The following is a 15,258-nucleotide window of genomic DNA, read 5'->3' as shown; positions in this document are numbered from 1 at the left end:
ATGCCGCACTACCAAGAGCGAAGGACTCACGAGCCGATGGCAGCATGGCCGACCCTCGCGCCGCTCACGGCCGATGCGGACCTCACCGCCGCGTTCGAGGTCCTCGGCCAGAAGTGGAACGGCATCATCCTCCACACCCTGGCCACCCGATCCACCCGCTTCGGCGAACTGCGCACCGCCGTAGGCCGCATCAGCACCAAGATGCTTGCCGACCGGCTGCGCGGACTGCTCGACGCTGGGCTCGTCACCCACGACCAGCTCCCGCCCGGACCCGCCACCTACACACTCACCCCCGACGGCCGGGCCCTGCTGCCTGCACTGGAGCAGATCCGCCGCTGGGCCAAGCACCGCACGCCCCGATCCCCACACCCGCAGATGGGAATACCCATGTCCGCACACACCTTGTCCGATGCCACCTTCGCCCGCACCGTTCTTGGCTCCGGCCCCGGCCTCGCGCTCGCCCACGGCGCCGGCAGCAGCGTGGCCGGCACCTACGGGCCGATACTGGAGGGCCTGGCCGCCCACCACACCGTCGTCGGCGTCGACTACCCCGGCAGCGGCGACACCCCCCGCTCCACCACGCCGCTGTCGCTGGACGACCTGGCCGACCAGCTCGTCGCCGCCGCCGTCGCCGAAGGCCTGGACACCTTCGCAGTGTCCGGTTACTCCCTCGGCGGCCCCGTCGCCATCCGAGCGGCAGCCCGCCACCCCGAGCGCGTCACCGCTCTCGTGCTGACCGCGACCTTCCCCTACCGGGACAACCGCCTCGCTCTCGCCCTGCCGGTCTGGCGCAGGCTGGCCGAGTCGGGGGGCCGCGAAGTGCTGGCCGAGTACCTGACGATGATGGCCCTGGGCGCCGACGCACTGGAGGCAATGCCGGCCGCGCAGCTCCAGCAGGCGATCGGATTCACCGCCGCCAGCGTCGCCGACGGCACCCCCGAGCACGCCGAGCTGGCCCCCCGGGCCGACGTCCGCGACGACCTGCCGCACATCAAGGCACCCACCCTGGTCATCTCCACCACCCAGGACTGGTTCACCTCCACCCGCCTGCACCACCAGCTCGCCGACACCATCCCCGGCGCCCGGCTCGTGGAGATCCGCACCGGCCACCTGCCCATGGTGGAACGCCCTGAGGAATGGCAGCGGCTCATCACGACCTTCCTCGCCGAGCACAGCGCCTGAGGGTTTCGAGAGGACTTTCGCGAACGGCGACCTGGGGAAACGAGATCACCGCGGGGCGTGTCGCAGAACGCTCACAGATGAGCATTCGTGAGAATCACGGTCCGCGACGGCTGTGACGCTCAGTTCACGGTGGGGCTGCGGCGTTCGACGAGGACGACGTCGCGCCATGTGCCGTGGTGGCGGCCGATGCGCGCGCGGGTGCCGATGACGCGGAACCCCGCCCGCCGGTGCAGGGCCAGGCTGGCGGTGTTCTCCGGGAAGATGCCGGACTGCACCGTCCAGATCCCGGCGGCGTCGGTGGACGCGAGCAGGGCGGTCAGCAGGGCCAGGCCCGCCCCGCGGCCCCGGGCGTCGGGGTGCACGTAGACGGAGTGCTCGACGACGCCGGCGTACGCGCACCTGTCGGAGACCGGAACCACGGCGGCCCACCCCAGAGCCTGGCCGCCCTCTCCCAGGGCGACCAGGCGGTGGTCGGGCAGCTTCGCGGCGTCGAACGCCTCCCACGCCGGGGCGGTGGTCTCGAAGGTGGCGTCGCCCTCGTCGATGCCCAGCTGGTAGATCGCCAGGACCTGAGCGGCGTGCTCGGGTCGCATCGGCGCGATCCGCACGCCGGTCGCGACGGCACTCACGCCGCGGCCTCGATGCCGAGTTCGGCGAGCAGACCGCGGATGCGCCGCCCGATCTCATCGCGGATCGGGCGGACGGCTGCGACGCCCTGCCCGGCGGGGTCGTCCAGTGTCCAGTCGAGGTACCGCTTGCCGGGGAAGTACGGGCAGGCGTCGCCACAGCCCATGGTGATCACCACGTCGGAGGACTGCACCGCCTCCACGGTGAGGACCTTGGGCGTCTCGGCGGAGATGTCGATGCCGACCTCCCGCATGGCCTCGACCACGGCCGGGTTCACCGCGTCGGCCGGGGCCGACCCGGCCGAGCGGACCTGCACGCGACCTGCGCCGAGATGAGTAAGGAAGGCGGCGCCCATCTGGGACCGGCCGGCGTTGTGCACGCAGACGAACAGCACGGAGGGAACGGCGGAAGTGCTCATCAGGTCAGGGCGCTTTCTTCGGTGAGACGGGGTGGACCTGCGGGCTGCTGCCCGCCATGGGGAACGGCGACGTCGCCCTCGTCCACGGCGGCCGGGCGGCCGAAACAGGCGGCGGCCAGGCCCAGACCGGCGGCTGCGCCGACGAGTTGGGCGACGAGGAACGGTGCCACGGACACGGGGGCGATACCGGCGAAGGTGTCGGTGAACGCCCGGCCGATCGTGACGGCCGGGTTGGCGAAGGAAGTGGAGGAGGTGAACCAGTACGCCGCCCCGATGTAGGAGGCGACCGCGACCGGCGCCAGGTGCGCGCGGCCCGCGCGGGCCAGGCCGAAGACGAGCCAGACCAGCCCCGCGGTCGCCACCACCTCTCCGAGCCACAGGTGGCCGGCGGACCGGTCGTGGGTGGAGAAGCGCACCAGCGGCATGCCGAACATGGCGTCGGCCAGCACCGCGCCCGTAATCGCCCCGGCGATCTGGGCGGGCACGTACGCTGTGACGTCACGCAGGGTGGGGGCGTCGCCGGTCCGGCGGCCGGTGAACCAGGCGGCGAGGGTGACCGCCGGGTTGAAGTGCGCCCCCGACACCGGGCCGAGCAGTGCGATCAGCACGCCGAGGCCGAATACGGTGGCCAGGGAGTTGGCCAGCAGCTGCACACCGACGTCGCGGGTCAGTTCGGTGGCCTGGATACCGGAGCCGACCACTACCGTGACCAGCGCGGCCGTGCCGATTCCTTCAACGGCCGCCCGGCGGGCCAGCGGCGCCGACGCGCTCACGCCGACGCCTTCGCGGACGTGGCAGGGGCCTGGAGCAGGACGGACAGCTTCGCCAGGGCTTCGGGGAGCACCCAGTAGTACACCCAGGTCGCGCGCCGCTCCGAGCCCACCAGCCCGGCTTCCCTGAGCACCTTCAGATGGTGGGAAATGGTGGGCTGGGAGACGTCGAACGGGCCGATGAGGTCGCACACGCACGCCTCGCCGCCCTCATACGAGGCGATCAGCGACAGCAGCCGCAGCCGGATGGGATCCGACAGCGCCTTGAACATCCGCGACAGCTCGACCGCGGCTTCCTCGCCCAGCGGCTCGCGGACCATCGGCGCACAGCACACGGCCACGTCCTGGCCGAGCACCGGCAGATCAGCTTGTTTCGACATTTCTCTATGTTGACATTCATCTAATCCGGCGGCAAGGTTTAGCTGTATCGACAAACGTCGAAACAGCCGCCCTTCGGATGGGAGACCGCCATGTCCCGCATTCAGCTCGCCCTGCACGTCGCCGACCTCGAAGCCTCGATCGCCTTCTACTCCAAGCTGTTCAACGCCCAGCCCGCCAAGCGCCGCGAGGGATACGCCAACTTCGCCATCACCGAGCCCCCGCTCAAGCTCGTCCTCATCGAGGGCGAGGCGGGCGAGGACACCCGCCTTGACCACCTCGGTGTCGAGGTCTCCTCCACTGAGGAGGTCACCGCAGCCACCGACCGGCTGAAGGAGGCGGGCCTGGCCACCTTCGAGGAGGCCGACACCACCTGCTGCTACGCCCTGCAGGACAAGGTGTGGGTCCACGGGCCCGGCAGGGAGCCCTGGGAGGTCTACGTGGTCAAGGCCGACGCCGACACCCTGGAAAAGGCCGAAACCTCACCCGACGCCTGCTGCGGCACCACAGCTTGCTGCACCCCCCACGAGCAGCCCGTGGACCCTGCCCGGACCCCCGCCGAGGCGAAGGCCGCCGCCGGGTGCGCCTGCGGCAGCTGAGCCGGCGCCCAGGTCAGTTCCTCGTCGAACACGCGAGGACGCGGTTCGACCCCTGACCGGAACTGGTCCGCGACCTGTCCGCGACCTGTCCGCGACCTGTCCGGGGCCGGTCCGGGGCCGGTCCGGAACTGGTCCGAGACCGATACGAGACTGCTCCGAGACCAGGACGAGAGCGCGACGAGACGTCACACGCCTGGGCTCCCCGGCGGCTCCTGCGTAGACTCCGTGGACCCGGATGGACCGGCCGGACGGCCGGGGTCTGCGGAGTCGCCGAGAGCTGCGGGGAGGAGCCGTTCGTGTCTGCGGAGCCTGCGAAGCAGCAGCCCCGCCGTGAAGTGGTCACGGGTGTGCCCCGTGCCGGGCGCAAGCCGCCGGGACACGCCCCCGCGCGCTCCGAGATCAGCGAGCAGACACCGATCGGAGGGGTGTACGTCCGCTCCCTGATGCGCAGCCAGCTGCGTGCCGCCCTCGCCGCGCTGGGCACACTCGCCCTGCTCGTCGGCACCCTGCCGCTGCTGTTCGCGCTGCCCACCGAAGTGCTGGGCTTTCTGCCCTCGCCCCTGCCGTTCGTCTGGGTGGCGCTCGGCGTGGTGGTGTACCCGGTGATGTGGGGCGTCGCCCGCTGGTACGTCCGCCGCGCGGAGCGCAACGAGCGCGACTTCGCCGGACTGGTCGAAGGCCGCTGAGCACGCCAGGGGAGACCGGACGGTGAATCAGACCTACGCGGTGGTGGCAGTCGCCTTCGTCGTCCTCGCCACCGTCCTCATCGGCGCGCTCGGGCTGCGGATATCCCGCACCACCTCGGACTTCTACGTCGCCTCACGTACCGTCAGACCCGCGCTCAACGCCGCTGCCATCAGCGGCGAGTACCTCTCCGCCGCCTCCTTCCTCGGCATCGCGGGGCTGGTGCTGCTCCAGGGTCCCGGCATGCTCTGGTACCCGGTCGGCTACACCGCCGGTTATCTCGTCCTGCTGGTTCTCGTGGCCGCCCCGCTGCGCCGCTCGGGTGCGTACACGCTCTCCGACTTCGCCGAAGCCCGGCTCGAATCGGCGACCGTGCGACGGCTCGCCAGCCTCTTCGTCGCCGGTATCGGCTGGCTCTATCTGCTCCCGCAGCTCCAGGGGGCGGGGCTCACCCTCGAGATACTCACCGGCGCGCCCGACTGGGTGGGCGGGCTCGTCGTCGCCTTCGTCGTCACGGGGGCGGTCGCCGCGGGTGGGATGCGGTCCATCACCTTCGTCCAGGCCTTCCAGTACTGGCTCAAGCTGACCGCGCTGTTGGTCCCCGCGCTGTTCCTGGCCGCTGCCTGGGCGGGTGATGACGCGCCACGCGCACGCTTCGACGCACCCGCTGTGTTCCACGAGCACACCGTCGTACAAATCGACGACACCGTACGGGTCGATCTCGGGCAGCCGCTCAGCCTCGATGTCACGGGAACCGTCGACGGCGCCCGGTACGACGGCGAGCGGCTCGCCCTCGGCGAGGGCACGCACCGGATCGAGGCCGGAACCGAGCTGGGCTTCCCGCGCGGAGCCGAAGTCCCCGAGCGGGCCACCAGCGGCACCGACCCGGCGAGCTGGTCCCAGCCGCTCGCGGGCGGGCGGGACGGCTACCAGCTCTACGCCACCTACGGGCTGATCCTCGCCACCTTCCTCGGCACCATGGGGCTCCCGCATGTCGCCGTGCGCTTCTACACCAGCCCCAACGGACGCGCCGCCCGGCGCACCACACTCGTCGTGCTCGGACTGATCGGCGCCTTCTATCTGCTGCCGCCCGTCTACGGTGCTCTCGGCCGGATCTACGCCCCCGAACTGGCCCTCACCGGTGCGGCCGACGCCGCCGTGCTCGTGCTCCCCGACCGGATGCTCGGGGGCGTGGCCGGGGACCTGCTCGGTGCGCTGCTCGCGGGCGGTGCCTTCGCCGCGTTCCTGTCCACCGCGTCCGGGCTGACCATGTCCGTGGCCGGGGTCCTCACCCAGGACGTGCTCCCCTCACGCGGCGTACGGCATTTCCGGCTGGCCACGGTCGCGGCCATGGCCGTGCCGCTCGCCGTCAGCGTCTTCGCGTCCCATGTGCCGGTCGCCGATGCCGTCGGACTCGCCTTCGCCGTCTCCGCCTCCTCCCTCTGCCCCTTGCTGGTGCTCGGCATCTGGTGGCGGCGGCTCACCCCGCCGGGAGCGGCGGCGGGACTTGTCGCGGGAGGCGGGGCCGCACTGACCGCCGTGATGGCCACCCGCGCCGGGCTCGCCCCCGAAGGCTGGGCGCACACCCTGATGGCCTGGCCCGCGGTCTGGTCGGTGCCCCTGGGCTTTCTCACGATGGTCCTGGTGTCACTGGCGACGCCCCGGTACATACCGTCCGGGGCCGACGCGATCCTGGCGCGTCTGCACCTGCCGGAGGACCTCGTGGCAGGGCCGAAGCCGCACGGGACGACGGGACACGGGCCCGAAGGCCCGAAGCCCCCCGCGACCCAGCGGCAGGGGACGACCGAATCGGCTGAAGCGACCTCAGGGAGACCGCCGTGGCAGCCATGACCGGGATGGCACTGGCGGCACTCGGGGCAGCCGCGGCCGTCCTGCTCGCGGCGGGCTTCGGGCTCGGCCGCCTCACCGCGCGACGAGGCACCCGCACCGGCACCGATCCCGGCCTCGGCACCCCGGTCGAGCGGGCCACCTTCCACACGCTGCACACCGCGTCGCTCGCCGCCCCGCCCCTGCGGGCCGGACTCACCGAGGAGACCGCCCGCAAGGCCGCCCGCAGACTGCGCCCCCTGCTGGGCACCGAGGTGCTCTGCCTGACCGACCGCGAACGGGTTCTGGCCTGGGACGGACCAGGCGGTGAGCACCACGAGGAGTGGGCGATGGCGCGCGTGACGGAGGTGCTGGACTCCGGCCGAAGCCAGAGTGTGCGCACCGGGTGCGAAGCACCGGACTGCCCCCTGCGCTGGGCGGTCATCGCCCCGCTCACGGGCGAGGAGGGAGTACTCGGCACCCTCGTCGCCTACGGCTCCCGGGAGTCCGCGGTGCTGGTACGGGCCGCCGCCGAGGTCGCCCGCTGGGTGTCCGTCCAACTGGAACTGGCCGAACTCGACCGCTCCCGCACCCGGCTGATCGAGGCGGAGATCCGCGCCCTGCGGGCCCAGATCTCACCGCATTTCATCTTCAACTCACTCGCCGCCATCGCCTCCTTCGTCCGCACCGATCCCGGGAGGGCCCGTGAGCTCCTGCTGGAGTTCGCCGACTTCACCCGCTACTCGTTCCGCAGACACGGCGACTTCACCCAGCTCGCCGACGAACTGCGCTGTATCGAGCAGTATCTGGCGCTGGCCGGGGCCCGCTTCGGGGACCGGCTCAAGCTGACCCTCCAGATCGCCCCCGAAGTGCTCCCGGTCGCCCTGCCCTTCCTGTGCCTTCAGCCGTTGGTCGAGAACGCCGTCAAGCACGGCCTGGAGGACTCGGGGCAGGAGTGCCGTATCTCGATCTCCGCCAGGGACGCGGGCGCCGAGGCCGTGGTCGTGATCGAGGACGACGGCGTCGGCATGGACCCGGCCGAGCTGCGCCGGATCCTCGCGGGGGAGCCGGCCCGTTCGTCGGGCATCGGGCTGTGCAATGTGGACGACCGGCTACGGCAGGTCTACGGAGACGACTACGGCCTGGTCATCGAGACGGGCATCGGGGCGGGCATGAAGATCACGGCCCGGATCCCCAAGTACCACGCGGGCGTGCACAAGAGTGCGAGCGCAGGCGTGTCCTGAGCCGGGGGCCCGGTGCACCGGTATCCGCGTGCAGCGCGGTACCTCCGCGCCGCTCGGTGCGTCAGTCCCCGTGCAGGTGCATCGAGTGCTCATATGCGTCGGCCGCTCCGGTACCTCAGTACAGATGCATCGCCAGGTGCCCGAGCGGCAGTCCCAGGCACCACGCGGGCGTCCATACCTGCTCCGACTCGTCCACGGCCGGATCCTGCGGCAGCGCCGGGGGCCAGAGCCCCGACTCGTCGCCGAGGTCGGCGGCGAGCACCTCGGTGTGCTCCAGCCACCGCCAGGCGCTCCTGGCGAGCTCCAGGTCCGGGTCGGGGCCGGTGATGTCGCACTCGAAAGCCTCGCGCACGGCGATCCGTTCACGTACCCACTGGGGCCAGGGATGCCCGTACGCCGTGCGGGACAGCCACTCGTCCAGCCGGGCCACGGTGCGGACGCCGGTGGCCGGCTCGTCGGGGCCACCGCACAGATAGATCGTCAGGGCCAGCGTCGCCCGGCCCGCTCTGAACTCGAGCGAACCTGTCTCCACCAGGCCCCCGGTGCGCAGCACCTCATCGGCCACGTACTCGGCACACAGCCAGGCCATGGGCACCGCCAGACCGCCTCCGCTGGTGCCGTTCGTACCCTCGGGCAGCACTCTCTCCACCTTCTCCCGGTCGTGCTCGGCGCGGGTCTCGAGGACGAGCCTCCACCGAGAGACACGCGGCAGGGCCGCTCTTTGCTCAACTCGAGCAGTGGATTCCGAATCCCGTCGGCATGGACCGTTGCCCCAGGGAGAGCAGATCTGCGAAGGGGCGACCGGGGCTGGAGTGAATCGACTGAGCCGCCCGCCTAGGCCGCGCAGGCCCGCCCGTCAGGCGACAGCGGCCGGTGCGAGGGCCGCGCGGTGGTAGCCGGGCAGCGACCTGGCGAGCTGACGCAGGGCGTAGTGGGAGCGCGACTTGACCGTCCCGGCGGGAATCCCGAGAGCCTGGGCGGCTTCCGCCACGCTGCGCCCCTGGAAGTAGATCTGCACCAGCACCGCACGGTGCTCGGGGCTCAGCGACCGGACCGCGGCGCGGACGTCCAGTGCGGCGACCGCCCGTTCGGCCGGATCAGCGGGATCCGGAGTGCCGGCGAGGGCGCCGTCGCCGATCTCGGCGGGTCTGGCCAGCCGGGAGCGGCGGGCGTCGATCGCCAGCCGTCGGCCCACGGTGAACAGCCACGGCCGCATCGACTCGTAGGGCGCGGCGAACGCCTCGGGATGCTGCCAGGCCCGCACCAGGGTCTCCTGGAGAAGGTCCTCGGCGCGCTGGCGGTCCCCGTACGTCAGACCGAGGAGGAAGTTCAGCAGGGCGGGGCCGTGTTCACGCTTCAGCTTCACCAGGGCCCGCTCGTCGGTCGTCGCGGTACCCATCGTCGCCGTCCCCATCGTCGCTTCCCGCTTCCCGCTGGTGTGTCCGGTGGTGCCCGGACCGTCCGGTCCGCGTCCGAGCGTTCGGTGCCGTTCGGTGCCGTTCGGTGCGTATCCGAACGCATCGGTGTCCAGAACGACAGGCGACGCACGCCGATGTGCGCCGAGTGGTCCGCACGGGGCGGCGAATGGTGCGCCAAGCGGTCGACCGGACGATACCGGCCGGTCGGCAGGTCACCGTGCTGCTCCTGGTCCCGGCGTACGTCCGCGGCGCTTCCTAGAAGCCGCCTCCCGCGAATCCCACCCCCGCCCCCGGGAACCCGCCCGCGTCATCCCGGACACCGCCGCCGACAGGCGGCCCGCCGCAGCTCTCCCTAGAGTGCGGAGCATGAGTGTCAGCGCGGCGGAGCGCTCGGCCTTCACCCGGAGCGGCTTCACGGCCAAGGTGCCGGGCGGCTTCGCGATGTTCTTCGCCCTGCTCGGAGTGTTCTGCGCGCTGCTCGCGCTGATCGCCCCGCTCCGCAGGCTGCTGCTGCCCATGGTCAGGTTCCTCGACCAGAACGTCGTGCCCGTCAGCGCCAACCTCGCCTACGCGGTCTTCCTGCTGCTGCTCGCCGGAGCCATCGGGGCCCGCAAGAAGGTGGCCTGGTGGCTGGTCGTCCTCTACCTGGCGCTGATCGTCGTCGCCGACGTCCTGACCGTCGCGCTCGGCCGCTACTGGGAAGTGATCCCCAATCTGCTGGTGTGCCTGGCCGCGTTCCTGCTGCTGGTCGTCGCCCGGCACGAGTTCTACGCCGAGACCCGGCGGGGGGCGCTGTGGCGCGCCATCGCCGTGCTGGTCGTCGGGCTCGTCGCGGGTGTGCTGGTCGGCTGGGGGCTCGTCGAGCTCTTCCCCGGCACCCTCGTGGCCGGGCAGCGTCTGCCGTGGTCGGCCAACCGGGTGCTCGGCGGACTCGTCTCCGGTGAGCAGTTCGACGGCGCACCGCCCAGGGCGCTCTTCTTCATCCTCGGGCTCTTCGGCGCTCTGGCACTGCTGAACTCCGCCGCGACCCTCTTCCGGTCCCAGCGCATGGAAGCCGCGCTGCACGGTGACGAGGAGCCCCGTATCCGGGCGCTGCTCGGGGCCTACGGCTCCCAGGACTCGCTCGGCTACTTCGCCACCCGCCGTGACAAGGCCGTCGTCTTCGCACCGAACGGCAAGGCGGCCGTCACCTACCGGGTCGAGGCAGGGGTCGCCCTGGCCAGCGGTGATCCGGTCGGCGACAAGGAGGCGTGGGCTCCGGCGATCCAGGGCTGGCTGGAGGTCGCCCGCCGCTACGCCTGGGTACCCGCCGTGATGGGTGCGTCCGAGGGGGGCGCCAAGGCGTACGCCCGGGCGGGGCTCGGCGCCATCCAGCTCGGTGACGAGGCGATCCTGTACGTCGACCGCTTCGACCTCGACGGACGTGACATGCGGGTCACCCGGCAGGCCGTGCACCGCGTCCGGAGATCCGGCGCCACCGTGCGGGTGCGGCGCCACTCCGCGCTGAGCGACGAGGAGATGGAGCGGGTCATCGACCGGGCCGACGCCTGGCGGGACACCGAGACGGAACGCGGCTTCTCCATGGCGCTCGACCGGCTCGGCGATCCCGCGGACGGGGACTGCCTGCTCGTCGAGGCCTTCGACGGCGACCCGGCGGCCGGTGCCAGGCTCATCGCGCTGCTCTCCTTCGTACCGTGGGGGCGCGACGGCATCTCCCTCGACGTGATGCGCCGCGATCGCGACCACGCCCCGAACGGCATCATGGAGTTCATGGTCGCCGAGGTCTGCGCCCAGGCGGCGCAGTCCGGCGTCCGCCGTATCTCCCTGAACTTCGCCGTCTTCCGCGCGGCCTTCGAGGAAGGCGCCCGGATCGGCGCGGGACCCGTGCTGCGGGCCTGGCGCAGGCTGCTGCTCTTCTTCTCCCGTTGGTGGCAGCTCGAGGCCCTCTACCGTTCCAACGTCAAGTACCAGCCGTCGTGGTACCCGCGGTTCCTCTGCTACGGGGACGCGGGCGCCCTCGCCCGTATCGGCCTCGCATCGGCGATCGCCGAAGGCTTCGTCTCCGTGCCGAGTCTGCGCAAACTCCGGGGCAACGGGCGGCCGCACGGGGTCACCGGACCCGTGGCGGGGACGGCGGGGCTGCCCGCCATCGACGCGCTGGAGCTGGCCGGGCCCGACACCGTGCGCCCGATGGGGGAGAGCCGGCTGCCGGAGCAGACCCGCATCCGCCACCGCAAGCTGGAGCGGCTGCGTGCGCGGGGCATCGACCCCTACCCCGTCGGGGTCGCTGGGCCCACCGCCACCCTCGCCGCGATCCGCGCGGCCCACCCCTCGCCGGCCGTACCCGGGACGCACACCGGTGAGCAGGCCACCGTGGCGGGGCGCGTCATGGCCGTACGCGACTTCGGCGGCATCGTCTTCGCCGTGCTCCGTGACTGGTCGGGCGACCTCCAGGTGGCCTTCACCCGCCGAGGTTCCGGAGCCGGGGTCATCGACGGCTTCCGTGCGGAAGCCGACCTGGGCGACCACATCACCGCCACCGGCGAGATCGGCGCCAGCGACCGCGGTGAGCTCACCCTCTTCGCCACCTCCTGGCAGCTCACCGCCAAGTGCCTGCGCCCGCTGCCCGACAAGCGCCTCGGCCTCGCCGACCCCGAGGCCCGGGTCCGCCGCCGTTATCTCGACCTTGTCGCGCGGCCCGACGCCCGCGCCGTCGTACGGGCCAGGTCGGCCGCGGTCCAGGCACTGCGCCAGGGGCTGCTGGAGCGCGGCTACCTCGAGGTCGAGACCCCGATGCTCCAGCAGATCCACGGCGGGGCCAACGCCCGTCCCTTCACCACGCATATCAACGCCTACGACCTGGACCTCTATCTGCGCATCGCGCCCGAGCTGTATCTGAAACGGCTGTGCGTCGGCGGGCTGGAGAAGGTGTTCGAACTGGGCCGCACCTTCCGCAACGAAGGCGTCTCGTACAAGCACAACCCCGAGTTCACGATGCTGGAGGCCTACCAGGCCTTCGCCGACTACGACGTGATGCTCGACCTCGCCCGCGAACTCATCCAGGGCGCGGCCACCGCGGCCTTCGGATCGCCTGTCGCCCACAAGGCGGGCCCCGACGGGAAGCTGGTCACCCACGACATCTCGGGGACCTGGCCGGTCAAGACGGTCTACGGCGCCCTGTCGGAGGCACTCGGCGAGCAGGTCGACGCGGACACCGAAGAGGACTCCCTGCGCAGGCTGTGCGACCTGGCGGGAGTCCCGCACACACCCGACGACACCCGGGGCGACGTGGTCCTGGAGATGTACGAGCGGCTGGTGGAGGAGAGGACCAAGCTGCCGACCTTCTACAAGGACTTCCCCACGGACGTCTCCCCCCTGACCCGCCAGCACCGCCAGGACCCGCGCCTCGCCGAGCGCTGGGACCTCGTCGCCTTCGGCACCGAGCTCGGCACCGCCTATTCGGAGCTGACCGACCCGGTCGAACAGCGCCGACGCCTCACCGCCCAGTCACTGCTGGCCGCGGGCGGCGACCCGGAGGCCATGGAACTCGACGAGGACTTCCTCGACGCGCTGGAGTACGCGATGCCGCCGACCGGAGGGCTCGGGATCGGAGTGGACCGGCTGGTGATGTTCCTGACCGGCCTCACCATCCGCGAGACCCTGCCGTTCCCGCTCGTACGCCGCCATTGAGAGGCGACCGTCGCCGCCGGATGCGGCCGCGGCCGGACACGCCGAGGGACCGCCGCGGCGGTGCCACGACGGTTGGTCTCCTCGCGCGTTCAGCGCGAGGAGATCATGCGGGCGAAGACGACGACATTGCCGTCGTAGCCGCCGGCTCGCGAGTAGCCTCCGCCGCAGGTGATCACCCGCAGCTCCGGGCTGCCGGTGTCCCCGTAGACGCGGGCGCCGGGGAAGTTCTGCTTCGAGAACACCTCGACCCCGTAGACCTCGAAGACCGCGACCCGGCCGTCATAGCGGGCCACCTCGATGTGCACGCCCTTCTGGAGCGCGCCGAGGCCGTAGAACACCGCGGGGCCCCCGGCGTTGTCGACATGGCCGACGATCACGGCGGTGCCCTGCGAACCGGGGGCGATGCCGTTCTGGTACCAGCCGGCGAGGTTGGTGTCCTGGGGCGGCGGTGCCTCGATCCAGCCATTGGGGTCGAGGCCGACGTCGACGATCGGTGCGTCGACCCGGATGGCGGGGATGGCGATCCGCGACGCGGGCGCGTACATCAGTGGCACCACCGCTCCGTTCGCGGCGAGTGAGTTTACCTTGCCACCATCGTTGTCGAGCGAGGCGGCGACGGCCGGCTGGGGCGGCCCCATTCCCACGTCAACGCCGTTGCGCACCAGCGCGAGGCCGGTGAGCATGACGAGAGCCAGTACGCCCCAGGGTGAGCGCCTCCTCGACTCCGAGCCGGTGTGGTCCTGGCCCATGGTTCTCCCATCTCATCGTGTGCAGGCACGTTAAGCACCCCGTGGCGGGGCCGCGACTTGGGAGAGGCGAACGGGTGGTACGGCCACACGGGGTGACCCAAACGAGTATTTACCCATACAAGATGTCTTGTGTCCGTGACCTGCGGCTCCGTCAGATCCGGGCTGCTCCTACCGGCGTGTCGGCTCACTGGGGTGGACCAGTCCCGAAATGCGGCGAAAGTGCATTCCGGTGAGTGTTCGTCATGGAGGGCGTTGTCATCGAACTCCGGAGCACCGTTCCGGGGCGCCGTCCACTGGAGGTTCAACCATGCGTGCTTCACGCGCCATCGCGGTGAGCGTCACCGCTTGCGCGGCCATGGGGCTCACGGGGCCCGTGGTCGCCGCCACCAGCAACGGCAATGGCACCGGCCCGGGGAACATCACCCTATCGCCATCGGCGGTCCACCAGGGCGGGACCATGCACATCCAGGTCGACGGCTGCGGACGGGGCGGCGTCGTCACGTCCAACGCCTTTCCCACTGCCAACCTGACCACGGACCGCGACCGGGGCGGGTACTACGGCCCCAACCGCGACCAGGGCGGGAGCACCGCCGCGAACCCCAACGGGAGCACTCCCGCCGTCCCCAACAGGAACAGCGGGAACGTCAGCGGCAACAGCACTGGCAACACGACCGGGAACACGACCGGGAACACCAGTGGCAACGCCAGCGGGAACGCCGCCGGTGACTCGGCCGGCAACACCGCCGTGAACGGCACCGGGAGCACCACCGCGGTCCCCAACGGCAACGCCACCCCCAACGCCAATGTGAACGTCAACGGCAATGCCAACGCGAACGGCAACGATGACGCCCGCGACCACGGCACGACCAACGGCCGTGGCACCGGCAACGCGAACGGCACGGGCGCCGACGCCGAAGGTGCCGGGAACGGCAACGCCAACGGGAACGCGTCCGTCAACGGCCACGACGACGCGGACGACAACGGGACCGGGAACAACAACGGGACCGGGGACGGCTCGGGCAACGGCAACGGTAACGGCAACGGGAACGGCAACTTCAACTTCAACTTCAATCAGAACGAGAACAGCAACGCGAACGCCAATGCCAACGCCGACGCCAACGGCAGGCGTGACCCGTTCTTCAACGACCGCGGCCGTAATAACAACTTCAACGACCGTGGCCGGGGTAACAACAACAACCACCACCGGAACAACTTCAACGACCGCGGTCGGGGCGGCAACTTCGATGACCGCTTGTTCCGGGTGGGCAGCGGTGTCGCCGACGCCACGGCCCGTATCTACGACAACGCCACACCGGGGCAGTACAACCTCGCCGTCCGGTGCAATGACAACAACAGGATCGCCACCCGTACGTTCACCGTGCTGTCCGCCCGCGGCGCACAGGGCGGTATCGGTGGTTCGCACCGTCCTTCCACCGCCGAGATGGCCGTGGGCGGTGGACTCGTCGTCGTCGCGGCTGCGGGCGGTGTCTTCTTCTTCGCCCGCCGCCGGCGTATGAGCAGCGGAAGGGTGTGACCGGTCGAACCTCCCGGTCGCCCCGAACCGCCCGTCGCCCCCGGCACCAGAGCCCCAAGCCGGGCGAACCGGGCGGGGGGGGGGGGTGGGGGACAAGCAAACAAAACGCCCCAAAAGCCGCCGCGGAAAAATAAAAAA

General features: G+C 71.2%; 14 protein-coding genes. 7 read left to right on the top strand and 7 right to left on the bottom strand.

From position 1 onward, the window contains the following. Window positions 1–36 precede the first annotated feature (36 nt). Window positions 37–1,182 carry an alpha/beta fold hydrolase gene (locus ACFV6V_RS22715; RefSeq protein WP_385567876.1) on the top strand — a complete coding sequence of 382 codons (1,146 nt, stop codon included), beginning with the start codon at window positions 37–39 and terminating at the stop codon, window positions 1,180–1,182. Between the two features lie 119 nt (window positions 1,183–1,301). On the opposite strand, the gene ACFV6V_RS22710 is transcribed toward ACFV6V_RS22715, so the two are convergent. From ACFV6V_RS22710 to ACFV6V_RS22695, 4 genes are read right to left on the bottom strand one after another with little or no spacing between them, the layout of a single operon-like run. Further along, on the bottom strand, window positions 1,302–1,775 hold the full coding sequence (locus ACFV6V_RS22710) for a GNAT family N-acetyltransferase (protein WP_385568001.1): 474 nt from the start codon (window positions 1,773–1,775) through the stop codon (window positions 1,302–1,304). A gap of 32 nt (window positions 1,776–1,807) precedes the next feature. Beyond that, window positions 1,808–2,227, bottom strand: a complete 420-nt coding sequence (locus tag ACFV6V_RS22705; protein WP_385567874.1) for an arsenate reductase ArsC — start codon at window positions 2,225–2,227, stop codon at window positions 1,808–1,810. Then, window positions 2,227–3,000: an aquaporin gene (locus ACFV6V_RS22700; RefSeq protein ID WP_385567871.1), complete on the bottom strand. Its 774-nt coding sequence runs from the start codon at window positions 2,998–3,000 to the stop codon at window positions 2,227–2,229. Before ACFV6V_RS22700 ends, ACFV6V_RS22705 begins: the two co-directional genes overlap by 1 nt. Further along, a complete protein-coding gene (locus ACFV6V_RS22695; RefSeq protein WP_385567869.1) occupies window positions 2,997–3,377 on the bottom strand; it encodes an ArsR/SmtB family transcription factor in 381 nt (126 codons plus the stop codon). Before ACFV6V_RS22695 ends, ACFV6V_RS22700 begins: the two co-directional genes overlap by 4 nt. 90 nt (window positions 3,378–3,467) lie before the next feature. On the opposite strand from ACFV6V_RS22695, the gene ACFV6V_RS22690 reads away from it, so the two are divergent. From ACFV6V_RS22690 to ACFV6V_RS22675, 4 genes are all read left to right on the top strand, one after another. Further along, window positions 3,468–3,974 carry an ArsI/CadI family heavy metal resistance metalloenzyme gene (locus tag ACFV6V_RS22690; protein WP_385567868.1) on the top strand — a complete coding sequence of 169 codons (507 nt, stop codon included), beginning with the start codon at window positions 3,468–3,470 and terminating at the stop codon, window positions 3,972–3,974. Between the two features lie 296 nt (window positions 3,975–4,270). Next, window positions 4,271–4,660 carry a hypothetical protein gene (locus ACFV6V_RS22685; RefSeq protein WP_385567866.1) on the top strand — a complete coding sequence of 130 codons (390 nt, stop codon included), beginning with the start codon at window positions 4,271–4,273 and terminating at the stop codon, window positions 4,658–4,660. Between the two features lie 22 nt (window positions 4,661–4,682). Then, complete coding sequence (locus tag ACFV6V_RS22680) at window positions 4,683–6,509, top strand: cation acetate symporter (RefSeq protein ID WP_385567863.1); 1,827 nt, start codon at window positions 4,683–4,685, stop codon at window positions 6,507–6,509. Beyond that, the gene (locus ACFV6V_RS22675) at window positions 6,506–7,729 is read left to right on the top strand and encodes a histidine kinase (protein WP_385567998.1); all 1,224 of its coding nucleotides are present in this window, start codon (window positions 6,506–6,508) and stop codon (window positions 7,727–7,729) included. Before ACFV6V_RS22680 ends, ACFV6V_RS22675 begins: the two co-directional genes overlap by 4 nt. A gap of 115 nt (window positions 7,730–7,844) precedes the next feature. Here ACFV6V_RS22675 and ACFV6V_RS22670 read toward each other — a convergent pair whose 3' ends face one another. Together ACFV6V_RS22670 and ACFV6V_RS22665 are read right to left on the bottom strand one after the other, a co-directional pair. Further along, on the bottom strand, window positions 7,845–8,369 hold the full coding sequence (locus ACFV6V_RS22670) for a hypothetical protein (RefSeq protein ID WP_385567861.1): 525 nt from the start codon (window positions 8,367–8,369) through the stop codon (window positions 7,845–7,847). A 216-nt stretch (window positions 8,370–8,585) separates the two neighbouring features. Then, entirely contained in the window at window positions 8,586–9,128 is a 543-nt protein-coding gene (locus ACFV6V_RS22665; protein WP_385567858.1) for a sigma-70 family RNA polymerase sigma factor, read from the bottom strand. A gap of 385 nt (window positions 9,129–9,513) precedes the next feature. Here ACFV6V_RS22665 and lysX point away from each other — a divergent pair, with 385 nt between their 5' ends. Next, a complete protein-coding gene (lysX, locus tag ACFV6V_RS22660) occupies window positions 9,514–12,837 on the top strand; it encodes a bifunctional lysylphosphatidylglycerol synthetase/lysine--tRNA ligase LysX (protein WP_385567855.1) in 3,324 nt (1,107 codons plus the stop codon). 89 nt (window positions 12,838–12,926) lie between these two features. On the opposite strand, the gene ACFV6V_RS22655 is transcribed toward lysX, so the two are convergent. Then, window positions 12,927–13,586: a class F sortase gene (locus ACFV6V_RS22655; RefSeq protein ID WP_385567853.1), complete on the bottom strand. Its 660-nt coding sequence runs from the start codon at window positions 13,584–13,586 to the stop codon at window positions 12,927–12,929. Between the two features lie 307 nt (window positions 13,587–13,893). Between ACFV6V_RS22655 and ACFV6V_RS22650 the strand changes: the two genes are divergently transcribed. After that, window positions 13,894–15,120: a hypothetical protein gene (locus ACFV6V_RS22650; RefSeq protein ID WP_385567850.1), complete on the top strand. Its 1,227-nt coding sequence runs from the start codon at window positions 13,894–13,896 to the stop codon at window positions 15,118–15,120. Window positions 15,121–15,258: the final 138 nt, after the last annotated feature.

It is taken from the genome of Streptomyces sp. NPDC059828, assembly GCF_042731955.1.
In the GTDB taxonomy this organism is placed as follows: domain Bacteria; phylum Actinomycetota; class Actinomycetes; order Streptomycetales; family Streptomycetaceae; genus Streptomyces.
This window is presented reverse-complemented; position numbering and strand designations above follow the sequence as displayed.